Here is a 23,779-nt window from a genome sequence, read left to right as displayed (position 1 = left end):
TTCAGACCTCTGCCCAGCGCCGCAGCAAGTTGTGATAGGTGCCGGTCAGTTGCAGCAGTGAAGGGTGATCGGGCAGGTCAGCACTGAGCTGCTGAATGGCATTGTCCATCTCGAACAGCAGCGCCCGCTGGCTGTCTTCACGGACCAGGCTCTGAGTCCAGAAGAACGCCGCGTAGCGCTCACCGCGAGTGACCGGGTTGACCTTGTGCAGGCTGGTGCCGGGGTACAGCACCATGTGGCCTGCGGCCAGCTTGATCTGCTGCGTGCCATAGGTGTCCTGAATCACCAGTTCGCCGCCGTCATAGCTGTCCGGGTCACTGAGAAACAGCGTCGCTGACAGGTCGGTGCGCACTCGCTCGGCGCTGCCCTTGGGCTGGCGCAGGGCATTGTCGATGTGAAAGCCGAAGTTGCCACCCTCGCGATAACAGTTGATCAACGGCGGGAACACCTTGTGCGGCAGGGCCGCAGACATGAACTGCGGGGTCTGCCAAAGACGCTCGATGAGGGCGCTGCCGATTTCCTTGGCCAATGGATGCGCCTCTGGTAGCTGCAGGTTGTGTTTGGCCTTGGCCGATTGGTGGCCTGCGGTGACCTTGCCATCGGCCCAATCTGCCTGCGCCAGCGCTTCACGAATCCGCAAGAGTTCATCGGCGGCGAACAGGCTAGGGATGTGCAGCAGCATGGAAATGGACCGGGTCGGGACTAGGGCGCCAATGATATTGATTCCCTTTTACTCACGGCAAGCCCTTTCGCCAGGCCCTGACGAATGAGACCGGAGAAAATGCAGGGTTAAATTGTAAAGAATGTAAATTTGTACCGAATGGTAATATTTCTCAATTGTGACTTACAATTGCTTACATTACTCTTCGCGGCCTTCACACCTTGGGGAAGGTCATAAAAAAATGCGCCACGTGCCGTCTGCTGTAAGTTCACCACGCCTGCTCGCCTCAGCCATTGGCGTTGCCATCAGTGCTTCGTCTGCCTATGCCGCAGAGCCCGCAGCCATCACGCTCGACGCGACCAGCGTCAACGGCAAGGCAGAACAGGCCGCAACCGAGTACAAGGTCGACAAAGCCTCGTCGCCCAAGTACACCGCGCCGCTGGTGGACACCCCGCGCTCGGTAACCGTGATCCCGCAGCAGGTGATCAAGGAAACCAACGCGCTGAGCTTGCAAGACGCCCTGCGCACCGTCCCGGGGATTACCTTCGGTGCCGGCGAAGGCGGCAACCCCCAAGGTGACCGGCCGTTCATCCGCGGCTTCGATGCCCAGGGTGATACCTACCTGGACGGCGTGCGCGACACTGGCGCGCAAACTCGGGAGATCTTCGCTGTTGAATCGGTGGAAGTGGCCAAAGGGCCGAACTCGGCTGTTGGCGGGCGTGGCGCCGCCGGCGGCACCATCAACCTGGTGAGCAAGCGCGCGCACCTGGGCAACTCGCTGGACGGTGCCTGGACCTGGGGCAGTGACCAGACCCAGCGTTACACCCTGGATGGCAACTACCAATTCAGTGACAGTGTTGCCGGGCGCCTCAACCTGATGACCCACGAGAGCAACGTCGCTGGCCGCGACAAGGTCAATTACGACCGCTGGGGGATCGCCCCGTCGCTGGCGTTTGGCCTGGGCACGCCAACCCGGGTCAACCTTGACTACTACCACCTGGAAAGCGACGATCTGCCGGACTCGGGAATCCCCTATTCGATCCCGACCGCGGGCAGCAACGCGCGCACCTCGGCCCACCCGAGCAAACCGGATGACGGTGGCGACAGCGACAACTTCTACGGCCTGACCGGGCGTGATTTTCGCAAGAGCCGGGTCGACATCGCCACCTTCGCGATTGAGCATGACCTGACCGACGCGCTGACCATCAAGAACACCCTGCGTCATGGCAACAGCATGCAGGACTACATCCTCACGCAGCCCGACGACAGCAAGGGCAACGTCAACAACGGCAGCGTCTGGCGCCGCGCCAACACCCGAGTTGGCAACACCGCTACCACAACCAACCAAACCGATCTGTTTGGCGAGTTCTACCTGGGCGGCATGAAGAACAGCTTCTCCACCGGCATTGAGCTGAGCCGGGAAGAAAGCCAGCGCTCGTCTTACAACGTCAATACCAACACCGGCGGCGCAACAGCATCTACCTGCACCCCGGGCCTGATCGGCCCTGACAGCGGCTACAACTGCACCTCCCTGAGCAATCCCAACCCGGACGATCCGTGGAACGGCGCCATCGCGCGCAACTATGCTGGCACTGACACCAAGAGCAACACCCGCGCGCTGTATGTGTTCGACACCCTTGAGCTGACGCCACAGTGGCTGCTCAACATGGGCCTGCGCTATGACCACTTCGACACCCAGTACCGCGGCTATACCGCCTCTGGCGCTACCGCCGTCAACAGCAAGGGCGTTGCATCCAAGGGCAGTGACACCAGCGAGTTCATCACTGGCCAACTGGGCCTGGTGTGGAAGCCCGCCGAGAACGGCAGCATCTACGTTTCCTACGCCACCTCGGCAACCCCACCCGGCGCGCAGTTGGGCGAAGGCTCCGAAGGCAACCCGCTGGGCAACACCACCGACCGCGCCGGCAACCTGTTGGCCAGCGACATGGAGCCGGAAGAAACCACCAACTACGAACTCGGTACCAAGTGGGACTTGCTCGACGAGCGCCTGTCGCTGACCGCCGCTGTATTCCGCACCGAGAAAGAAAACGCCCGCGTTCAGGTCAACACCACCACCTACGAAAACATCGGCGAGACCCGCGTGCAGGGCGTCGAACTTTCGGCCAGTGGCAAGCTCACCGACAAATGGCAGGTGTTCGCCGGTTACACCTACATGCAGGCCCGCCAGATCGACGGCGGCGCGCTGGGTGCGGTCAACGACGGCAATCAATTGCCGAATACGCCGAACAACAGTGCCAGCCTGTGGACCACCTACGCCCTTACGCCAAAGCTGACCGTGGGTGGCGGCGCCTTCTACATGGATGATGTGTACGGCAACATAGCCAACACCACCATGGTCGACAGTTATGTGCGCTATGACGCGATGGCTGCGTACAAGCTGAGCAAGAACGTCGATCTGCAGTTGAACGTACAAAACCTCACCAACGAGGTGTACTACGACAAGGCGTTTTCTACTCACTTCGCCAACCAGGCAGCCGGACGCACAGCGTTGCTGACCACCAGCTTCCATTTCTGACACAGCAATCGCCGAGCCCCGCTCACGCCAGTGAGCGGGGCTTTCGCGTAGCAAGGCATAATGTCCGCCGGTTGAGTTTGCGCGGCAAGACAAGGTGATCGACGTGCTGAAGAAGTCGCTGTTTCAATTGCACTGGTTGTTTGGCATCACGGCCGGGCTGGTCTTGGCATTGATGGGTACCACCGGGGCGATCTGGTCGTTTCAGGAAGAACTGCTGCGCCTGTTCGATGCCGATGTGCTCAAGGTGCAGGTGCGCGCCGAAGGCGTGCTGCCACCGGCAGAGCTGGTGCGGCGGGTCGAGGCGGCGCACGGCGACAAGGTCGCGATGCTGCGGGTCGACACCCGCGAGGGCAATGCCGCACGAATCTTCTTCACCGCGCCACCCGGCCAGCGCCGCGGTGAGATGCGCTATGCCGACCCCTACACCGGCGAGATCAAAGGCGAGGTCTCCGGCCAAGGCTTCTTCGACCTGATGCTCAGCCTGCACCGGTTTCTCGCCATGGGCGAAAGCGGCCGGCAGATCACCGGTGCCTGCACCCTGATGCTGATCTTCTTCTGCCTGTCAGGCCTGTATCTACGCTGGCCCCGCAAAGCGCTGAACTGGCGCACCTGGCTGACCCTGGACTGGGCGAAGAAGGGCCGTGCGTTCAATTGGGACCTGCACGCCGTGTTCGGCACCTGGTGCCTGCTGTTCTATCTGCTGTTTGCGTTGACCGGTCTGTCATGGTCGTACGAATGGTACAGCCGCGGGCTGAACAAGCTGCTCGGCGACGCCCCGGCTGCGGGCCAGCAGCACAAGCGTGGCGAAGGCGGTGGCCGCCGTGGCCCGCAGTCGGTCAACCAAAAGGCCCCGCCGCTGCGGGTCGACTACGACGCCATCTGGAGCAACCTGCAGGCTGCGGCCGGGCCCGGCCTGACTGGCTACAACCTGCGCCTGCCGCCGGTTGGCGGGCAGCCGGCGACGCTGTTCTATCTGCTGGACGATGCCGATCACGAACGCGCCTTTGACACCGTCACCCTCGACCCGGCTACCGGCACGTTCACGCGCATCGAGCGTTATGCCGACAAGTCGCTCAGTGCTCAACTGCTGCAAAGCATCTATGCCCTGCACGTGGGTAGCTATTTCGGCTTGCCCGGGCGGATCATCTTTACCATCGCCAGCCTGTGCATGCCGCTGTTCTTCATCACCGGCTGGCTGCTGTACCTCGACCGCCGGCGCAAGCAACGCCAGATCCGCGTGGCCCGTGGCAGTGTCGACAGCACCACGTCGGCAGGTGACAGCTGGTTGATTGGTTTTGCCAGCCAGAGCGGCCTCGCCGAGCAATTGGCCTGGCAGAGCGCCGGCCAGCTCCAGGCGGCAGGCCTGTCGGTGCAAGTACGCGCCTTGGCCGAGCTGGGTGAGGATGACCTGCGCCAGGCACGCCGGGCGCTGTTTGTAGTCAGCACCTTTGGCGATGGCGAGGCACCCGACAGCGCCCGTGGTTTCGAGTGCAAGATACTCGGCCAGGCGTGGCCGCTGGAGCATCTGGACTATGCCCTGCTCGCCTTGGGCGACCGTCAGTATCAACACTTCTGTGGCTTTGCCCGGCGCTTGCAGGCATGGCTTGCCGAGCGCGGCGCCAGCAGCGCATTCAGCCCGGTCGAAGTCGACAACGCCGACCCGGCCGCGCTCCAGCACTGGCAGCAGCAACTGGCACAGTTGACCGGCGCCAGCGCCGTCAGCGCCTGGCAAGCGCCCGCCTTCAACAGCTGGACCCTGACCGCGCGCAGGCTGCTCAATCCTGGTAGCCAGGGCCAGCCGGTGTACCTGCTCGACCTGCAATCCGAGCAGGCGGTGCGCTGGGATGCAGGCGATCTGGTGGAGGTATTGCCGCGCAATGCCCCCGCCCAGGTTCAAGCGTTTATCCAAGGCCTGGGCCTGAATCTGGATACCCCAGTGCAACTTGAAGGTTCGCGCGAAACTCTGGGTCAGGCACTGGGCAGTCGGCAATTGCCGGTCAGCCGCGAGCATCTGGTCGGCCTGCACGCGCAGGCGGTTATCGATGCGCTGGTGCCGCTCGGCACGCGTGAATACTCGATCGCATCGATTGCCAGCGATGGTGTGCTGCAACTGATTGTGCGCCAGCATCGGCACACTGACGGCAGCCTTGGCCTGGGCTCAGGCTGGCTGACTGAGGTGCTGCCCCTGCAAGGCTCGCTGAGCCTGCGCCTGCGCCGCAACAGCAGCTTCCACCTGCCAGTGGCCCCAGCACCGATGCTGCTGATCGGCAACGGCACCGGGCTGGCCGGACTGCGCAGCTTGCTCAAGGCACGTATCAGTGAAGGTGAACCGCGCAACTGGCTGCTGTTCGGTGAGCGCAATCGCGCCAGCGATCTGCTCTGCGCCGATGAACTGCAAGGCTGGCTGGCGCGCGGTGAGCTGCGCAAGCTGGACCTGGCGTTCTCGCGTGATCAGGCTGAAAAGGTCTATGTCCAGGACTTGCTGCTGGCGCAGGCCGACGAGGTACGCCGCTGGGTCGCCGACGGCGCCTGCATCTATGTGTGCGGCAGCCTGCAGGGCATGGCCGCGGCAGTCGACGCGGCGCTCAGGGGCATCCTCGGCGAGGCCATGCTGCAACAGCTGGTAGAAGACGGTCGCTACCGACGCGACGTGTACTGAGTCGGTCGAACGGCCGGGACGCCATGTCCCGGCCGGCAACGCTCAATGCAGGTCGAAGGTATCGGCATCCAGGTTGGCCGGGAAACGGCTGCGGTACGCCGCCAGTTCCGCCGCGCGCAGCTCGACGGTGAATACGCCGTCCGCTTCGCCGGCACTGAGCAGGCTCTCGCCCTGGAAATCCAGCACCTGGCTGTCGCCTGAGTAGGCAAAGCCTTTGCCGTCGGTGCCGACCCGGTTGACCGCCGCCACGAAGCACAGGTTCTCGATCGCCCGCGCCGGCAACAGCCGGTTCCAGTGCAGCCGCCGCGCTGCCGGCCAGTTGGCGGTGTACAGCAGCAGGTCAGTGTCATGGGCATCGCGGCTCCATACCGGGAAGCGCAGGTCGTAGCAGATCAATGGGCGGACCCGCCAACCCTTCAGCTCGAACTGCACCTGGCGCTCGCCCGGGGTGTAGTGCTTGTGCTCGCCGGCCATACGGAACAGGTGGCGCTTGTCGTAGTGCAGGATTTCACCGTCCGGGCGCGCCCACAGCAGCCGGTTACGGTGGCTGCCGTCAGCGGCCTGGACGATCACGCTGCCGGTGATTACTGCGTTGAGCTTCTTCGCCTGGGCCTTGAGCCACTTGGCGGTCGGGCCGTTCTCGGGCTCGGCGAGGCGCTCGGACTCCATCGAAAAGCCGGTGGTGAACATCTCTGGCAAAATCACCAGGTCAGGGCTGCCGACTTGCTTGAGCAACTCTTCGAAATGGGCGTAGTTGGCCTCGCGGTCATGCCAGGCCAGCGTGGTCTGCACCATGGCAATTTTCAGGTTGGGCAGTGCGGTCAGATCGCGCATAGTTTCTCCGCTGCCTGCTGCAGCGTCTCCTCTCGTTTGGCAAAGCACAGGCGGATCAAGCGTTGTTGCGGGACTGGCGTCTGGTAGAACACCGACACCGGAATACTCGCCACGCCATGCTCGCGGGTCAGCCACAGGGCCATGTCGACATCGTTCAGATCAGGGCGGATGGCGCTGTAGTCGACCAACTGGAAGTAGGTGCCTGAGGTACGCTCGAAGCTGAAGCGTGAGCCTTGCAACAGATCGCAGAACAGATCGCGCTTGGCCTGATAGAAGCCCGGCAACTGCTCGATGTGCTCAGGGTGTTCGGCCATGAAGTCTGCCAGCGCGCACTGCAGCGGCGTCACTGCGCAGAAGTTGACGTACTGGTGTACCTTGCGCAGCTCGGCGCTCAATTGCGGGGGCGCGATCACGTAGCCGGTCTTCCAACCAGTGACATGGTAGGTCTTGCCGAACGAGCTGATGACGAAGGCGCGCTGATAGAGCTGTTCATGAGCCAGCACGCTGGCATGCGCCACGCCGTCGTAGATCAGGTGCTCGTACACTTCATCGCTGACCAGGTAGATATCGCGGTCGGCAATCAATCCCGCCAGCTGGTCGAGATCGGCACGGCTGATCAAAGCTCCGCTGGGGTTGTGCGGCGAATTGAGCACGACCATGCGCGTGCGCGGCGTGAGGGCATCGCTGAAGCGTTGCCAGTCGATGGCAAAATCGTCGTTGCTCAGCGGCACATGCACGCAGCGCCCGCCGGCCAACTCTACCGAAGGCTCGTAGCTGTCGTAGCACGGGTCGAAAACGATTACCTCGTCGCCCGGATTGATCACTGCCTGGATCGCGCAGAAGATCGCCTCGGTGGCGCCTGGCGTGATGGTGATTTCCTGCTCGACATCCACGCTAACCCCATACAGCCGAGCCACCTTCGCAGCCACTTGCTGGCGCAGGGCCGGCAGGCCGGTCATGGGCGCGTATTGATTGTGCCCGGCGGCCACGTGCCGGCCTACGGCATCCAATAGCGCCTGCGGGCCGTTGAAGTCGGGGAAGCCTTGGGACAGGTTGAGCGCGCCGGTTTGCACGGCCAGCTGCGACATGGTGGTAAAGATGGTCGTGCCGACGTTCGGCAGTTTGCTGCGGATCATGAAGCCCTCTTTCCTGGGGGTATCCGGCACGGACTGGAGTCCGAGCATAGCGGATCGAGCAATCAGGAAAAAGGTTGAAACAATACACTGATGCAACAGGGGCCGCGCAGCAGCCCCGGTGCAGGGTCAGGCCAGAATCAGCGCTTGTCTTTGCGCTTCTTCTCGGCCTTCTTGTGGTGCGACATCAAGCGGCGCTTCTTGTTGACCTGGCGGTCGGTGAGGGTGTTCTTGTTACCCTCGTACGGGTTCTCGCCGCCTTTGTACTCGATGCGGATCGGCGTACCGACCAGCTTGAGCACGCGACGGTAAGTGTTCTCCAGGTAGCGCGAGTACGAGCGTGGAATCTTCTCGGTCTGGTTCCCGTGGATCACGATGATCGGCGGGTTGGCGCCACCCAGGTGAGCGTAACGCAGCTTGATCCGGCGGCCATTGACCAGCGGCGGCTGGTGGTCGCCGATAGCGTCTTCCAGAATCTGCGTCAGGCGGCTGGTCGGCCAGCGGGTGACCGCCGACTTGAACGCGGCCTGCACCGACTTGTACAGGTTGCCCACGCCGGTGCCGTGCAGCGCCGAGATGAAGTGGATGTCGGCGAAGTCGACGAAGAACAACCGGCGCTCAAGCTCGGTCTTGACGTAGTCGCGCTCGCCCGGCTGCATGCCATCCCACTTGTTCAGGGCAATGACGATGGCGCGGCCGGCCTCAAGGGCAAAGCCGAGCAGGTTGAGGTCGTGGTCGACCACACCTTCGCGGGCGTCCATGACAAAGATCACCACGTTGGCGTCTTTGATCGCCTGCAGGGTTTTCACCACCGAGAACTTTTCGACTTCCTCGTGGATCTTGCCGCGCTTGCGCACCCCGGCGGTGTCGATGAAGGTGTACTTGTCACCATCACGCTCAAACGGGATGTAGATACTGTCGCGAGTGGTGCCTGGCTCGTCATAGACCACCACGCGCTCTTCACCGAGCATGCGGTTGACCAGGGTCGACTTGCCCACGTTGGGACGGCCGATGATGGCGATCTTGATGCCGTCTTTTTCGCTCGGGCCTGGAATCCGAACCGCCTCTTCGCCTTCGGCAACTTCCTGGTCGAGCGCGTCTTCTTCCTGATCGCGCGGGATGTGCCCGAGCAGCTCTTCCATCAGGGCGTTGATACCGCGGCCCTGAGATCCGGCGACCGGAATCGCGTTGCCCATGCCCAGCGGCGAGAACTCGGCACGTGCCAGGTCAGGATCGATGTGGTCGATCTTGTTGGCGACCAGCACCGCAGACTTGTTCCGCTTGCGCAGGTGGTCAGCGATCATCTGGTCGGCAGCGGTCATGCCGGCGCGGGCATCCACCAGGAACAGCACGTAGTCGGCCTCTTCGATGGCCATCAGCGACTGCTCGGCCATCTTCTCGTCCATGCCCACTTCGTCACCGGTGATACCGCCGGTGTCGATCAGGATGTACGAACGGCCCTGCCACATGGCATCGCCGTACTGGCGGTCACGGGTCAGGCCCGAGAGGTCGCCGACAATGGCGTCGCGGGTTTTGGTCAAGCGGTTGAACATGGTGGACTTGCCGACGTTCGGCCGCCCCACCAGGGCGATTACGGGAACCATACGGCTCTCCACTCTTGAATTCTTGAAAATGCAAAGGCCGCTGCAGAGCAGCGGCCGGAGTTCGCGCGGCGCATCATGCGCCACTGCTCGAAGCCTCACGGCTTCAAGCTTAGCCTCAGCGGATGGTCAATGCCTCGAGCTTGCCGCTGTTGCCGAAGACATAAATGGTGTCGCCGACCACCAAGGGGCGGGCGCGCAGGCCATCACTGTCAATACGCTCACGGCCAACGAAGCGACCATCGACCTGGCTCAGCAGGTGCAGGTAGCCTTCGAAGTCACCGACTGCGACGTAGCTGGAGAACACTTCAGGGGCGCTCAGCTGACGGCGCGCCATGGAATCGTTGCTCCACAGTGCGCTCGACGAACGCTCATCGACGCCTTCAACGGTGCCGGAAGCTTCGCTGACGTAGACGTTGCCAAAGCCCTGGGCGACACCGACGTAGCTGGACGCATCACGCTGCCACAGCACGCGGCCGCTTTCCAGGTCCAGACCGGCAACCCGGCCCTGATAGGTACCGACGTACAGGGTACCACCAGACAGCAGCAAACCGCCGTCGATATCGACGACGCGTTCGAGTTCGGAGCGACCTTGCGGGATCGCGACGCGGCTTTCCCAGACCGGCACGCCGTTCTGGATGTCGACAGCAACAACCTTGCCGGTCGACAGGCCGGCAACGGCCATGCGATTGGTCACGATCGGTGCGCCAGTGCCACGCAGAGTCAGTACCGCTGGAGTGCTTTCGTAGATCCAGCGACGGTCGCCGGTCGCGGCGTCCAGGCCAATCAGACGATCGTCCTGAGTCTGCACCACCACCACGTCACCGTTGTTGGCCGGCGGCGCCAGCACTTCACTGGTCACGCGGGAGCGCCAGCGCTCCTCACCGGTGCTGCTGTCCAGGGCGATCACTTCACCTTTGAGGGTGCCGAGCATGACCAGGCCATAGCCGACGCCGACTGCGCCGGAGACCGGCAGGTCGAGGTCCTGTTTCCAGACGATGTCGCCGGTGTTGCGATCGAGCGCGAAGACTTCGCCGTTGACGTCGGAAGCGTAGATGCGGTCGTTTTCGATGGCCGGCACCAGGGTATTGTAGGTCTCACCCTGACCGTCACCGATCGAACGGCTCCACTGCTTTTTCAGCACGACTTCTTCGGTGAACTTGGTCAGCTCGGCCGGAGGCAGTTCCTTCTTGCTGTTGCTGCTGCAACCCACGACCAGTACGGCCAGGCTCAGCACTGCTGCTTGTTTCCAACCGATCACGTCAAGCGTCCCCTTTGGCCAGGTCATCCAGCTTCAGTTGCAGGCCACCGACCGCTGCTTCATCAGACAACGCGGCCTTGGCTTTTTCGTATGCGCTATGGGCATCGCCAGCGCGGCCCAACTGTACCAGCAGATCGCCCTTGAGCTCTTCGCGGCTGGCCTGAAACGCCTTGTCAGCGTCGCCATCGAGCAGCTTCAGTGCTTCGTCAGCCTTATCCTGAGCAGCCAGCACACGGGCCAGACGCTGGCGTGCGATCTCGCCCAGGGTGGCATCGGCAGGTTTTGCCAGCACGCTGTTGAGTTCGCTGGCTGCGTCGTCCAGCTTGCCGCTGTCGACCGCGACCTTGGCCACGAACAGGCTGCCGTACTGGGCATAGGCGGTGCCGCCAAACTCGCTCTTGAGCTTGCCAGCCAACTCGGCAACCTTGCTTGCATCAGGCTCGCCGGTAGGCGTCAGGGCCGTTTCCAGCAGGTTCTGGTACAGCACCGAAGCGCCTTGTGACTGATTGCTCTGGTACTTGTGCCAGGTCTGCCAGCCAGCTACCAAAGCAGCAGCCAACAGGGCGCCGGTCAGCAGCGGCTTGCCGTTGCGATCCCACCAGTCCTTGGCCGCGCTCAGGCCATCATCATCGGTACTCGACACCCCAATACTCCTATTCAGCAAATTCGGCTGTTTGACTGCTTCACGCGTTCGCGAGGGCAGCTTGCAGGTGCTCGGCCAGAGCATCCCAGGCTATGTTCTGTTGTTCGCCCTGGCCACGCAGGGGTTTGAAACCTACCACTTGTTGCGCCAGTTCGTCGTCCCCCATGATCAGGGCAAACAACGCCCCGCTCTTGTCGGCCTTCTTGAACTGGCTCTTGAAACTGCCGGCACCGGCGTTGACCGCCAGGCGCAGGCCCGGTACCTGGTCACGCAACCGCTCGGACAGGCCCAGACCGGCCAACTCGGCCTGCTCGCCAAAGGCGCACAGGTAAACGTCGATCTGGCGACTGATCGACTCCGGGACCTTGCCCAGGGTTTCCAGCAGCAAAATCAACCGCTCGATGCCCATGGCAAAGCCAACACCAGTAGTCGGCTTGCCGCCCATCTGCTCGACCAGGCCGTCGTAACGACCACCGGCACACACGGTGCCTTGGGCGCCGAGCTTGTCGGTGACCCACTCGAACACGGTCTTGCTGTAGTAGTCGAGGCCACGCACCAGCTTGGTGTTGATCACGAAGGGAATGCCGGCAGCGTTCAGGCGAGCCTTGAGGCCCTCGAAGTGCAAACGGGATTCTTCGTCCAGATAATCTTCCAGCTTCGGCGCGCCGACCAGCACGGCCTGGGTGCCCTGATCCTTGCTGTCGAGAATGCGCAGCGGGTTGCTCTTGAGCCGACGCTGGCTGTCTTCGTCAAGCTGCTCGAGGCGCGCCGAGAGAAACTCGACCAGCGCGTCGCGATAGCGTGCACGGGCTTCGCTGGTGCCCAGGCTGTTCAGCTCGAGCTTGACCGCGTCCTGAATGCCCAACTGGCCCCACAGGCGCCAGGTCAGCATGATCAGCTCGGCATCGATGTCCGGGCCATCCAGGTTGAACACCTCGACGCCGATCTGGTGGAACTGGCGATAGCGGCCTTTTTGTGGGCGCTCGTGGCGGAACATCTGCCCGGTGTACCAGAGCTTCTGCACTTGGCCGTTGCCGGTGATGCCATGCTCGAGCACGGCGCGCACGCAGGCAGCGGTACCCTCAGGACGCAGCGTCAGCGAATCGCCGTTGCGGTCCTCGAAGGTGTACATCTCTTTTTCGACGATGTCGGTGACTTCACCGATCGAGCGTTTGAACAGCTCGGTGAATTCGACGATCGGCGTGCGGATCTGGCTGTAACCGTAGCCGTCCAGCAAACTGGCGACCGTGCCTTCGAAGTAACGCCACAGTGGCGACTGGTCAGGCAGGATGTCGTTCATGCCACGAATGGCTTGCAGCGATTTGCTCACGAAAAGTCCTTTCGAATCTGTGTATCAGCCGCGGGCGATCAGCGCCGCGTCGGCTTCGACCTTTTCGGCCGCTTTCTGGCGAATGAGCTTTTCCAGCTCCTCGACCAGGTTGTCGTTGTTCAGTTTCTGCGCAGGCTTGCCGTCGATGTAGATCAGGTTCGGCGTGCCGCCCGTCAAGCCAACATGGGCTTCCTTGGCTTCACCCGGGCCGTTGACCACACAACCGATCACGGCGACGTCCAGCGGGACCAGCAGGTCTTCGAGGCGCCCTTCGAGTTCGTTCATGGTCTTGACCACATCGAAGTTTTGGCGCGAACAGCTCGGGCAGGCGATGAAGTTGATCCCACGCGAGCGCAGGCGCAGCGACTTGAGGATGTCGTAGCCGACTTTGACTTCTTCGACCGGATCGGCGGCGAGAGAGATCCGGATCGTGTCGCCGATGCCTTCGGCCAGCAGCATACCGAGGCCGACCGCAGATTTCACCGTCCCCGAACGCAAACCACCGGCTTCGGTGATGCCCAGGTGCAGCGGCTGGATGATCTGCTTGGAAAGCAGACGGTAGGCTTCAACGGCCATGAACACGTCGGAGGCTTTGACGCTGACCTTGAAGTCCTGGAAATCCAGGCGATCGAGGTGCTCGACATGGCGCAGGGCCGACTCGACCAGGGCTGCTGGGGTCGGTTCGCCGTACTTCTTCTGCAGGTCTTTTTCCAGCGAGCCGGCATTGACCCCGATGCGGATCGGAATACCACGATCGCGCGCAGCATCGACCACCGCGCGCACGCGGTCTTCACGGCCGATGTTGCCTGGGTTGATGCGCAGGCAATCAACACCCAGCTCAGCCACGCGCAGGGCGATCTTGTAGTCGAAATGGATGTCGGCCACCAACGGCACGCTGACTTGCTGCTTGATGCGGCCGAAGGCTTCGGCGGCGTCCATGTCTGGCACCGAGACGCGGACGATGTCGACACCGGCATCGACCAGGCGCTGGATCTGCCCGACCGTAGCGGCGACATCATTGGTGTCGGTGTTGGTCATGCTCTGCACCGCGATAGGCGCATCACCGCCCACCGGCACATTGCCCACCCAGATCTTGCGGGTTTCGCGACGCTTGATTGGAGATTCGCCGTGCATGAGTTACTGCCCCAACTTCAGGCGAGCGGTTTCGCCACTGGTGAACGGTGCAACATCAACGGCCTGGCCGTTGTAGCTGATCTGGGCGCCGCGGGCGAAGCCCAGGCGTACCGCGAACGGTGGTGTGCCGGTGACTTCCAGGCTGTCGCCCTTACGCTTGGTGGCGTTGACCAGCAGCTTGCCGTTGGCATCAGTGACCTGGGTCCAGCAATCCGCCGAGAACTGGATCGCGACACGGCCACTGCCGGCGGGGACTGGCGCTGCTGCGACAGGTGCGCTGGGGGCTGTGGCGGCAACGGCTGGTGCGCTGACCGGCGCAGCTGGCGCAGGTGCAGTCGGTGCGGTGGCGGCATTATTGGTCGCGGCCGGGGTCACCGGGGCGGCGGCAGTGCTCTCGGCGACCGCCGGGCTTGCCGGAATGGCTTCTTCGTTGGCCGAGCCACTGCTCTCGCCAGTGGCAGCCTGCTCCAATGGCAGCGGCGCACTCTGGCCTTGCTGGGCTTCGCTGACAGCCTGGTCTTCCGGCTCATCCAGCGGGTGAATCTGGGTGGTGCCGTCGGCGCTCTCGACTTCGACGTGCTCCAGGGCGATTTTGCCAAGGTCGCTGTTGCGCAGGCTGCTTTGGTCCTTCCAGAGGAAGAAGCCGCCACCTACTACTGCCACCAGCAGCACCAGGCTGACAACGCGCATGACGTTGTGCGACAGGCGCACCGGTTCTTCGATTCGTCCCAGCGAGTGCACCTGGCTGCCTTGCGCGTGGGTGCCGGTGACCTGGTCAAAGGCGGCGACCAGAGGCGCCTGGTCCATGTCCATCAGCTTGGCATAGGCACGGATGTAACCACGGGCAAAGGTGTGCCCTGGCAGCTTGTCGAAGGCGCCGGATTCGAGATTGTTCAGCGAGCTCAGGGTCAGGTTGAGCTTGCGGGCTACCTCGGCCTGCGTCCAGTCGCGGTTTTCGCGGGCCTGGCGCAAGGTCTCACCAGGGTGCTGGTGAGTCGCTGCTGCTACTTCGGGATGCGCGGCTTTCATCATTGCTCCGACAGGTATTGCTGATATTCCGGCGTACCGGGATAAAGTCGTTGTAGTTGCTGGCCCAGCTCGGCCACCGTTGCCGGTTGCTCGAACACCCGCGCCAGGCGGCTGCCCATCAGCAGGCTGCGAGCATCCGGGGCGCTCAGTTGGCTGAAACGATCGTAGTAATCCCGGGCTGGCACATAATGCCTGTTTTCGTAGGACAACTCAGCCATTTCGAACAACGCTCGCGGTTGTCGCGGGTTGAGCTGCAAAGCCTTGTGCAGATGCGCCTGGGCATCGTCGCGGCGACCTTGCCTGAGAACCGTCAGGCCAAGGTTTTCGAAGACGCGCGAGCGCTCAGGATACAGGGTATCGGCAGCGGCCAGGCGAAACACTGACTCGGCTTCGGCAAAACGCTCCTGAGCATATAGGAAACTGCCGTAGTTGTTGCGAATCCGGGTGTCATCCGGATTACGCGCCAGCGCCTTGTGGAAATGCTCGGCTGCCAGCGTCGGCTCGCCCTCGGCCTGAAACACCAGCGCCAGCGCGGCATGCGCATCGGCATCACGGCTGTTCAGGGCAAGTGCCTTGACCAGCGGCGCCTTGGCCTGCTCGGTCAGACCTTGTTGCAAATAGCTCAGCCCCAACTGCACATACGCCCTGCCCGCCTCGGCCCGACCCTGCTGGGTGGCCAGCGGGTCATTGCTGCCGCCCGACACGCAGCCGGCCAGCAGCAACAGGGTCAGCAGCGACAGCGCTGCGCGCAGGATCATCGCTGCCGGCCCGCTCAGTGACGCGCAGCGTTGTCGGCGATCTGCACGTCGTCATTGAGCTGACGCACAGCGATGTAACGCTCGCTGCGGCGGGTACGGTCCATGACCTGACCAACCAGCTGCCCACAAGCGGCGTCGATATCCTCACCACGGGTGGTACGGGTGGTGACATTGTAACCACCGTGGTGGAGCAGGTCCTGGAAGCGGCGGATTGCATTGTTGCTCGGCCGCTCGTAACCGGAGTGCGGGAACGGATTGAACGGGATCAGGTTGATCTTGCACGGGATATCGCGCAGCAGCTCGATCATCTGCGTGGCATGCTCGGGCTGATCGTTGACGTCCTTGAGCAGGGTGTATTCGACGGTCAGTACACGCTTGCCACCAAGGGTGGCCATGTAGCCCATGCACGACTCGAGCAGGACCTTGAGCGGGTACTTCTTGTTGATTGGCACCAGCTTGTTCCGCAGCTCGTCGTTCGGCGCGTGCAGCGACAGTGCCAGGGAAACGTCGATGTGCTTGGCCAGCTCGTCGATCATCGGCACTACGCCTGAGGTCGACAAGGTGACGCGACGCTTGGAAATGCCATAGCCAAGATCGTCCATCATGATCTTCATGGCGGCAATGACATTGTCGAAATTGAGCAACGGCTCGCCCATGCCCATCATCACCACGTTGGTAATCGCGCGGTCGACTTTGGCCGGGATAGTGCCGAAGGATTTGTTCGCAAGCCACACCTGACCGATGACTTCGGCGGCGGTGAGGTTGCTGTTGAAGCCTTGCTTGCCGGTGGAGCAGAAACTGCAGTCCAGGGCGCAGCCCGCCTGCGACGATACACACAAGGTGCCACGGTCGTCGGTCGGGATGTAGACGGTTTCGACGCAGCTGCCGGAGGCAACGCGGATCACCCATTTGCGGGTGCCGTCGGCGGAAATGTCTTCACTGACCACTTCCGGTGGCCGAATCTCGGCAACAGCCTCGAGCTTTTCGCGCAAGACCTTGCCGACATTGGTCATGGCGGCGAAATCATCGACGCCAAAATGGTGAATCCATTTCATTACTTGACCGGCACGGAAGCGCTTCTCGCCAATGGAGTCGAAGAATTGTTCCATTTCCGGCTGGGTCAGACCCAACAGGTTGATTTTGCCAGTAGATGTCGTCATGGATTCACCCTCACCCGTAAGCTTTCGCTTAGCGAGCGGTTACCTCGGTAGCTGCGAAGAAGTAAGCGATTTCGCGAGCGGCAGCAGCTTCGGAGTCCGAACCGTGAACGGCGTTGGCGTCGATCGATTCAGCGAAGTCAGCACGGATGGTGCCGGCAGCAGCTTCTTTAGGGTTGGTAGCGCCCATCAGCTCACGGTTCAGAGCGATGGCGTTTTCGCCTTCCAGAACCTGAACAACAACTGGGCCGGAGATCATGAAGGCAACCAGATCACCGAAGAAACCGCGCTCGCTGTGCTCAGCGTAGAAGCCTTCGGCTTCGGCTTTGGACAGTTGCTTGAGTTTCGAAGCGACGATTTTCAGGCCAGCTTCTTCGAAGCGCGAAGTGATCTTGCCGATGACGTTTTTGGCAACTGCGTCAGGCTTGATGATCGAGAAAGTACGTTGAACAGCCATGGTAACTCCAGAAAATTGAGTATTACGAAAAATTAAACCCGCGAATTATACGCGGGTTCCAGGGGAATGCCTAACCTGCAGGTGACGCTCAGTCGGCTTCTTCGATCCAGGCCCCCTGGATCGCCTCAAGCACCTTCTCTCCGCCGCGTGTCGGATCGTCGCTGAACTCTGGCAGAGCCACTACCCAGCGGTGCAGATCGAGGAAATTCACATAACGAGGATCAACCTCCGGCTTGCTTTCTGCAAGCTGGATAGCGATCTCAAGTACATCAACCCATTTCAGACTCATGCCAGCCTCCAGGCTTCAGTGCGGCGCTTCGGCGGCGTGGTTGAGCGAATACTTGGGGATTTCGATGGTCAGGTCGGTATCACCGACGACCACCTGGCAACCCAGCCGGGACTGCGCTTCCAGGCCCCAGGCCTTGTCCAGCATGTCTTCTTCGAGCTCGTCGGCTTCGTCGAGCGAGTCAAAGCCCTTGCGCACGATGCAGTGGCAGGTGGTGCAGGCCTTGACCCCGCCGCAGGCGCTTTCCATCTCGATGTGATGGTCGTGGGCCAGCTCCAGGATGTTGGTCCCGGTTGCGACTTCCACGGTCAGCCCTTCGGGGCAAAACTTCTCATGCGGCAGGAATGTCACCAGCGGCATCGATTACTCCTCGATCTCATTCAGGTTGCGCCCGGCCAGTGCGGCTTTGACCGTCGAATCAAGGCGACGGGCGGCAAATGCATCGGTCACCTGCGACAGACGCTTGGTCTGTTGCTCGATGGCAGGGCCATCGGTGCCGGCCAGCAAATCACGTAGTTGTTGCATCTGGAAGCCAATGGCTTCGCGCTCTTCGGCGCTCAGCAGGCGCTCGCCGTCGGCATCCAGCGCACCCTGCACCGCTTCGAGCAGGCGTTCGCCGTCGACCTGGTGCTCGCGCAACTGGCGGGCCTGCTTGTCGGTGCCGGCGTGCTCGAACGAATCCTTCAGCATGCGGGCGATTTCACCGTCGGTCAGGCCGTACGACGGCTTGACCTGAATGCTTGCTTCCACGCCCGAGCCCAGTTCGCGTGCAGCGACGCTGAGCAGGCCATCGGCGTCGACCTGGAAGGTCACGCGGATCTTCGCCGAGCCGGCGACCATCGGCGGAATCCCACGCAGTTCGAAGCGCGCCAGCGAGCGGCAGTCGCTGATCAGTTCGCGCTCGCCCTGCAGGACGTGGATCATCATGGCCGTCTGGCCATCTTTGTAGGTGGTGAATTCCTGAGCGCGGGCCACCGGGATCGTGGTGTTGCGCGGGATCACCTTTTCCATCAGGCCGCCCATGGTCTCCAGACCGAGCGACAGCGGGATCACGTCGAGCAACAGCAACTCGCCACCTTCGCGGCGGTTGCCGGCGAGGGTATCGGCCTGGATCGCGGCGCCAATGGCGACTACCTGATCAGGGTCGATCGAGGTCAGCGGAGCACGGCCGAAGAGTCCACCGACGGCTTCACGCACACGCGGTACGCGAGTCGAACCACCGACCATGACCACCGCAACCACTTCTTCGAGCTCGACCCCACTGTCACGCACGGCGCGGCGGCAGGCCTTGAGGCTACGGGCGATCATCGGCTCGATCATCGCTTCGAAGTCTGCCCGACTCAGTTCGCCCTGCCAGTCACCGTGAACAACGCGCACGCTGGCGGCATCGGTCAGGGCTTCCTTGGCCGCGCAAGCGGTCTGCAGCAATTGACGCTGAGTCGCTGGATCCAGATCAGCCGACAAACCAGCCTGCTCAATGATCCAGCTTGCAATCGCGTGATCGAAGTCGTCACCACCCAGGGCGGTATCGCCACCGGTGGCCAGCACTTCGAAGACGCCGGCAGTCAGGCGCAGGATGGAGATATCGAAGGTACCGCCGCCCAGGTCGAAGATCGCCACCAGGCCTTCAGCGTTCTGGTCCAGGCCATAGGCCACGGCCGCAGCAGTCGGCTCGTTGAGCAGGCGCAACACGTTCAGCCCGGCAAGCTTGGCGGCGTCTTTGGTCGCCTGGCGCTGAGCATCGTCGAAGTAGGCCGGGACCGTGATGACGGCACCTACCAGATCGCCGCCGAGGGTTTCCTCGGCGCGCTGACGCAGCACCTTGAGGATGTCGGCAGACACTTCGACCGGGCTTTTCGGCCCTTGAATGGTCTCGATGAACGGCATGTGCGACTCGCCACCGACAAAGCGGTACGGCAGTTGCTCGCCGAGCTGCTTGACGTCGGCCAGGCCGCGCCCCATCAGACGCTTGACCGAAAGGATGCTGTTGAACGGGTCGCTTGGGGCTGCTTCGCGCGCGGCCTGGCCGACTTCGACAGCCGCCTCCAGGTAGCGCACAGCCGATGGCAGGATGACCTGCCCCTCGGCATCGGGCAGCGGTTCGCTGCGGCCGCTGCGCACGGCAGCAACCAGAGAATTGGTAGTACCCAGGTCAATCCCTACCGCCAGGCGGCGCTGGTGCGGCTGGGGGCTTTGACCGGGTTCGGCGATCTGCAGTAGGGCCATGCTTATCTAGCTACCTTAGGCGTTGTCACGGCAACACCGGGTTAATCGTCGAGGCGCTCTTCGAGCTGGCGCACTTCCTGGGCGAGCTTGTCAAGAAACTGCATGCGGCGCATCAGGCGCTCGGCCTGTTGACGCTGCGCAGGATCATCCCAGCAGGCGGCGAATTCCTCGAACAGCGTATCTTGCGCGAGCTTGAGGCGCTTCTTGAATACCGCGACACCGTCGAGGTCGGTAAGCTCTTCAAGTTCTTCACGCAGCTCCATCTGCTGCAACAGGAAGGCCGGATCATGTACGGTGACTTCCTGCGGCACTTCGTGACCACTGATGGCCAGCAGATAGCGCGCCCGACGGGGGGCGCTGCGCAAGGTCTGATAGGCGTCGTTCAACGCTGCCGAGTTTTCCAGGGCGACACGCTGCTCGCGCTCGGAAGCATCGGCGAAGCGGTCCGGATGGACCTCACGGGCGAGTTCGCGGTAACGAACGGCCAGTTGATCGAGGTCCAGGCGAAAGCCCGGCTGCAGATTGAACAGGGCAAAATGACAAGGAGTACCCACATCAAGCCTCAAACATTGAAGCTTTCGCCGCAGCCACATTCACCGCGCACGTTGGGGTTGTTGAACTTGAAGCCTTCGTTCAACCCTTCCTTGACGAAATCGAGCTCGGTGCCGTCGAGGTAAACCAGGCTTTTCGGGTCGATGATGACCTTCACGCCGTGGTTCTCGAAGACCTCGTCTTCGCCTGCCACTTCGTCGACGAACTCCAGCACGTAGGCCAGGCCCGAGCAACCGGTGGTGCGTACGGCCAGGCGAATGCCTTCACCCTTGCCACGCCCGTCGAGGGAGCGCCGCACGTGGTTGGCGGCGGCTTCTGTCATGCTGATAGCCATCGGAACTCCTTAGCGTCCAGTCAAACGACTCAGATCAAGCCTTTTTTCTGCTTGTAATCGCGTACGGCCGCCTTGATGGCGTCCTCGGCGAGTACCGAGCAGTGGATCTTGACCGGTGGCAGCGCCAGCTCTTCAGCCAGCTGGGTGTTCTTGATAGTCTCGGCTTCGTCCAGGGTCTTGCCCTTCATCCACTCGGTGGCGAGGGAGCTGGAAGCGATAGCCGAACCGCAGCCGTAGGTCTTGAACTTGGCGTCTTCGATAACGCCCTGCTCGTTGACCTTGATCTGCAGACGCATCACGTCACCGCAGGCCGGCGCGCCGACCATGCCGGTACCGACGTCCGGGTCTTCAGCGTCCATCTTGCCGACGTTGCGCGGGTTTTCGTAGTGGTCGATGACCTTTTCACTGTATGCCATGGTGCAATTCCTTCCTCATCAGGTAGCCGCTCTTGCCGGCGACTGCTTAGTGGGCGGCCCACTCGATCTTGGAGATATCGACGCCGTCTTTGTACATGTCCCACAGCGGCGAGAGTTCGCGCAGCTTGGTGACAGCCTTGCAGACTTCCTGCGCGGCGTAGTCGACTTCTTCTTCGCTGGTGAAGCGGCCGAAGGAGAAGCGGATCGAACTGTGTGCCAGCTCGTCGTTGCGGCCCAGGGCGCGCAGTACGTACGACGGCTCGAGCGAAGCGGAGGTGCAGGCCGAACCGGACGATACCGCGATGTCCTTGAGGGCCATCAGCAGCGACTCGCCTTCAACGTAGTTGAAGCTCAGGTTCAGGTTGTGCGGCACGCGCGCAGTCTGGCTGCCGTTGACGTACAGCTCTTCGAGGTTGGAAACCTGCTTGAAGAAGCGATCGCTCAGCACCTTGATGCGGGCGTTCTCGCTGGCCATCTCCTGCTTGGCGATGGCAAATGCCTCACCCATACCGACGATCTGGTGCGTAGGGAGCGTGCCGGAACGCATGCCGCGCTCGTGACCACCGCCGTGAATGATTGCTTCCAGACGCACGCGCGGTTTGCGGCTGACGTACAGCGCGCCGATACCTTTAGGGCCGTAGGCCTTGTGCGCGGAGAACGACATCAGGTCGACCTTGAGCTTCTGCACGTCGATCTCGACCTTGCCGGCCGATTGTGCAGCGTCAACGTGGAACAGCACGCCGCGGGCACGGGTCAGTTCACCGATTGCAGCGATGTCGTTGATCGAGCCAACTTCGTTGTTGACGTGCATCAGCGAGACCAGAATGGTGTCGTCGCGCAGCACCGCTTCAACCATGCCCGGGGTAACGATGCCGTCTTCGCCTGGCTCGAGATAGGTCACTTCAAAACCTTCGCGCTCGAGCTGGCGAGCGGTATCGAGCACAGCTTTGTGCTCGATCTTGGAGGTGATGATGTGCTTGCCCTTGGTCTGATAGAAGTGCGCAACGCCTTTGATCGCGAGGTTGTCGGACTCGGTGGCACCGCTGGTCCAGACAATTTCACGCGGGTCGGCGTTGATCAGCTCGGCCACCTGGCGACGGCCGTTTTCGACCGCTTCTTCAGCGCGCCAGCCAAACACGTGGGAGCGCGACGCCGGGTTACCAAAGTTGCCGTCGACCAGCAGGCATTCGGCCATCTTCTGGGCAACGCGTGGGTCGACCGGCGTGGTCGCGGAGTAATCGAGGTAGATCGGCAACTTCATTGAATATCTCCTATCAGGCGGTGGCGTCGCTCGTGACCAATGTCAGTCGACGGCGGACGTCTCAATCTTGTCCAACTGGGCGGATCGACCTGCAACACGGCGCAGGTCCTGGCGATGAGCGACTTCTTGCACCTCACGGCGCTTGACGAGGTCGGCCAGGCTGATGCCACTGAGGAATTCATGGATCTGCTGACTGAGGTCACACCACAGGTGGTGGGTCAGGCAGGTATCACCGGCATGGCAGTCACCCAGGCCCTGGCAACGGGTAGCGTCGACCGATTCGTTGACCGCGTCGACGACCTGGGCAACCTGGATGGTTTCCATGCCGCGCGACAGCTGATAGCCGCCGCCTGGGCCGCGCACGCTGGAAACCAGGCTGCTGCGGCGCAGCTTGGCGAACAGCTGCTCCAGATAAGAGAGGGAGATGCCCTGGCGCTCGGAAATATCGGCCAGTGACACCGGCCCATGCTGCGCGTGCAACGCCAGGTCAAGCATGGCGGTCACTGCGTATCGGCCTTTGGTAGTCAGTCGCATGGCGTATGGGTACCACGGGAGTTACAGAATGTGAGCAAGTATGCGATTCCCGAGCATTTAAGTCAACTATTAGACCTACTGCTTTAGTCGGGTTTGCACTCGAAGGGCGGGCGCGAGTGTAGCAGACACTGGCCGCGAGCACACGCCCACGGCCAGCGCCATCGTCGCTGTCAATGTGGCTGGGTGTCGCTCTGCGCCTGCTGCCTTGCCTCGACCGGAGCGACTTCAACGAAATCTTCTTCGGGCAGTGCCGGCAGCGCCTTGCCGTGATAGTCGCTACCCAGCTTGGTCAACGCGCCGCACATGCCCTGCAGACGCTCGTCGACCGCTTGCAGGTGGTCGAGCATCTGGCCAATGGCGCGGGCGACCGGGTCAGGCATGTCGCCACTGACGCCATAGGCATCGAAGCCGATCTTCTCGGCCATGGCCTTGCGCTTGGCTTCGACTTCGGAGTCTTCCTGCGCCTTGACGATAATGCGACCGGGGATACCCACTGCGGTGGCGCCTGGCGGAACCTCCTTGGTGACCACAGCATTGGAGCCGATCTTGGCTCCGGCGCCGACAGTGAATGGGCCGAGCACCTTGGCGCCGGCACCGACCACCACGCCATTGCCCAGGGTCGGGTGGCGCTTGCCGGCGTTCCAGCTGGTACCACCGAGGGTCACGCCCTGGTAGAGGGTGACGTCGTCACCGATCTCGGCGGTCTCGCCAATGACGATCCCCATGCCGTGGTCAATGAAGAAGCGGCGGCCGATGGTCGCGCCCGGGTGGATTTCGATGCCAGTCATCCAGCGGCCGAAGTTCGACACCAGCCGCGCCAGCCACTTCAGGTCACGCGTCCACAGGGCGTGGCCGAGGCGGTGCAGCCAGATCGCGTGCATGCCGGGATAGCAGGTCAGCACTTCAAAAGCGTTACGCGCCGCCGGGTCACGATGGAATACGCTTTGGATATCTTCACGCAGACGTTCGAACATTGC

Annotated in this window: 23 protein-coding genes; 2 read left to right on the top strand and 21 right to left on the bottom strand. The window is 62.3% G+C overall.

The window, feature by feature from the left end:
- Position 1 precedes the first annotated feature (1 nt).
- Complete coding sequence (locus tag ACIOAU_RS00180) at positions 2–682, bottom strand: Fe2+-dependent dioxygenase (RefSeq protein ID WP_103436124.1); 681 nt, start codon at positions 680–682, stop codon at positions 2–4.
- A 220-nt stretch (positions 683–902) separates the two neighbouring features.
- On the opposite strand from ACIOAU_RS00180, the gene ACIOAU_RS00175 reads away from it, so the two are divergent.
- The gene (locus tag ACIOAU_RS00175) at positions 903–3,197 is read left to right on the top strand and encodes a TonB-dependent siderophore receptor (protein WP_150572090.1); all 2,295 of its coding nucleotides are present in this window, start codon (positions 903–905) and stop codon (positions 3,195–3,197) included.
- Positions 3,198–3,300: 103 nt separating this feature from the next.
- Positions 3,301–5,856 (top strand): PepSY domain-containing protein, encoded by a 2,556-nt coding sequence (locus ACIOAU_RS00170; protein WP_401179238.1) that lies wholly within the window; start codon positions 3,301–3,303, stop codon positions 5,854–5,856.
- Between the two features lie 42 nt (positions 5,857–5,898).
- On the opposite strand, the gene ACIOAU_RS00165 is transcribed toward ACIOAU_RS00170, so the two are convergent.
- The 20 genes from ACIOAU_RS00165 to cysE all read right to left on the bottom strand — a co-directional run bounded on the left by ACIOAU_RS00165 (position 5,899) and on the right by cysE (position 23,776).
- Entirely contained in the window at positions 5,899–6,690 is a 792-nt protein-coding gene (locus ACIOAU_RS00165; protein WP_188035435.1) for an amidohydrolase, read from the bottom strand.
- The gene (locus ACIOAU_RS00160) at positions 6,678–7,826 is read right to left on the bottom strand and encodes a pyridoxal phosphate-dependent aminotransferase (protein WP_101316715.1); all 1,149 of its coding nucleotides are present in this window, start codon (positions 7,824–7,826) and stop codon (positions 6,678–6,680) included. The genes ACIOAU_RS00165 and ACIOAU_RS00160 overlap by 13 nt, the downstream gene beginning before the upstream one ends.
- Before the next feature lie 137 nt (positions 7,827–7,963).
- The gene (gene der / locus ACIOAU_RS00155; RefSeq protein ID WP_103436120.1) at positions 7,964–9,427 is read right to left on the bottom strand and encodes a ribosome biogenesis GTPase Der; all 1,464 of its coding nucleotides are present in this window, start codon (positions 9,425–9,427) and stop codon (positions 7,964–7,966) included.
- 115 nt (positions 9,428–9,542) lie between these two features.
- Positions 9,543–10,685, bottom strand: coding sequence for an outer membrane protein assembly factor BamB (gene bamB, locus ACIOAU_RS00150; protein ID WP_207072425.1), 1,143 nt, complete (start codon positions 10,683–10,685; stop codon positions 9,543–9,545).
- Position 10,686: 1 nt separating this feature from the next.
- A complete protein-coding gene (locus ACIOAU_RS00145; protein WP_101316709.1) occupies positions 10,687–11,328 on the bottom strand; it encodes a tetratricopeptide repeat protein in 642 nt (213 codons plus the stop codon).
- Positions 11,329–11,368: 40 nt separating this feature from the next.
- Positions 11,369–12,658: a histidine--tRNA ligase gene (gene hisS / locus ACIOAU_RS00140; protein ID WP_150570787.1), complete on the bottom strand. Its 1,290-nt coding sequence runs from the start codon at positions 12,656–12,658 to the stop codon at positions 11,369–11,371.
- Between the two features lie 24 nt (positions 12,659–12,682).
- Positions 12,683–13,792 carry a flavodoxin-dependent (E)-4-hydroxy-3-methylbut-2-enyl-diphosphate synthase gene (gene ispG / locus ACIOAU_RS00135; protein ID WP_101316705.1) on the bottom strand — a complete coding sequence of 370 codons (1,110 nt, stop codon included), beginning with the start codon at positions 13,790–13,792 and terminating at the stop codon, positions 12,683–12,685.
- Positions 13,793–13,795: 3 nt separating this feature from the next.
- Positions 13,796–14,821, bottom strand: coding sequence for a RodZ domain-containing protein (locus tag ACIOAU_RS00130; protein WP_181108505.1), 1,026 nt, complete (start codon positions 14,819–14,821; stop codon positions 13,796–13,798).
- A complete protein-coding gene (gene pilW / locus ACIOAU_RS00125; protein ID WP_401179230.1) occupies positions 14,821–15,579 on the bottom strand; it encodes a type IV pilus biogenesis/stability protein PilW in 759 nt (252 codons plus the stop codon). The genes ACIOAU_RS00130 and pilW overlap by 1 nt, the downstream gene beginning before the upstream one ends.
- A gap of 14 nt (positions 15,580–15,593) precedes the next feature.
- Entirely contained in the window at positions 15,594–16,739 is a 1,146-nt protein-coding gene (gene rlmN / locus ACIOAU_RS00120) for a 23S rRNA (adenine(2503)-C(2))-methyltransferase RlmN (protein WP_101316699.1), read from the bottom strand.
- 28 nt (positions 16,740–16,767) lie between these two features.
- Positions 16,768–17,193: a nucleoside-diphosphate kinase gene (gene ndk / locus ACIOAU_RS00115; RefSeq protein ID WP_101316696.1), complete on the bottom strand. Its 426-nt coding sequence runs from the start codon at positions 17,191–17,193 to the stop codon at positions 16,768–16,770.
- A gap of 88 nt (positions 17,194–17,281) precedes the next feature.
- Positions 17,282–17,482, bottom strand: coding sequence for a Fe-S cluster assembly protein IscX (iscX, locus tag ACIOAU_RS00110; protein WP_101316694.1), 201 nt, complete (start codon positions 17,480–17,482; stop codon positions 17,282–17,284).
- 15 nt (positions 17,483–17,497) lie between these two features.
- Complete coding sequence (gene fdx / locus ACIOAU_RS00105) at positions 17,498–17,839, bottom strand: ISC system 2Fe-2S type ferredoxin (protein ID WP_101316692.1); 342 nt, start codon at positions 17,837–17,839, stop codon at positions 17,498–17,500.
- Positions 17,840–17,842: 3 nt separating this feature from the next.
- Positions 17,843–19,705: a Fe-S protein assembly chaperone HscA gene (gene hscA / locus ACIOAU_RS00100; RefSeq protein WP_150570784.1), complete on the bottom strand. Its 1,863-nt coding sequence runs from the start codon at positions 19,703–19,705 to the stop codon at positions 17,843–17,845.
- Positions 19,706–19,746: 41 nt separating this feature from the next.
- On the bottom strand, positions 19,747–20,259 hold the full coding sequence (gene hscB, locus ACIOAU_RS00095; RefSeq protein WP_401179223.1) for a co-chaperone HscB: 513 nt from the start codon (positions 20,257–20,259) through the stop codon (positions 19,747–19,749).
- An 8-nt stretch (positions 20,260–20,267) separates the two neighbouring features.
- Positions 20,268–20,591, bottom strand: a complete 324-nt coding sequence (gene iscA, locus ACIOAU_RS00090) for an iron-sulfur cluster assembly protein IscA (RefSeq protein ID WP_101316686.1) — start codon at positions 20,589–20,591, stop codon at positions 20,268–20,270.
- Positions 20,592–20,620: 29 nt separating this feature from the next.
- Positions 20,621–21,007: a Fe-S cluster assembly scaffold IscU gene (iscU, locus tag ACIOAU_RS00085; protein ID WP_027619655.1), complete on the bottom strand. Its 387-nt coding sequence runs from the start codon at positions 21,005–21,007 to the stop codon at positions 20,621–20,623.
- Between the two features lie 46 nt (positions 21,008–21,053).
- Complete coding sequence (locus ACIOAU_RS00080) at positions 21,054–22,268, bottom strand: IscS subfamily cysteine desulfurase (protein WP_401179220.1); 1,215 nt, start codon at positions 22,266–22,268, stop codon at positions 21,054–21,056.
- A gap of 42 nt (positions 22,269–22,310) precedes the next feature.
- On the bottom strand, positions 22,311–22,802 hold the full coding sequence (gene iscR, locus ACIOAU_RS00075; RefSeq protein WP_101316682.1) for a Fe-S cluster assembly transcriptional regulator IscR: 492 nt from the start codon (positions 22,800–22,802) through the stop codon (positions 22,311–22,313).
- Between the two features lie 170 nt (positions 22,803–22,972).
- On the bottom strand, positions 22,973–23,776 hold the full coding sequence (cysE, locus tag ACIOAU_RS00070; RefSeq protein WP_103436111.1) for a serine O-acetyltransferase: 804 nt from the start codon (positions 23,774–23,776) through the stop codon (positions 22,973–22,975).
- Between the last annotated feature and the right edge of the window lie 3 nt (positions 23,777–23,779).

Origin of the sequence: Pseudomonas sp. NPDC088322 (assembly GCF_044740745.1) — a bacterium.
GTDB lineage: Bacteria > Pseudomonadota > Gammaproteobacteria > Pseudomonadales > Pseudomonadaceae > Aquipseudomonas > Aquipseudomonas shirazensis.
Note: the sequence above shows the minus strand (reverse complement) of the source record. Positions and strands in the feature narration are given on the sequence as shown.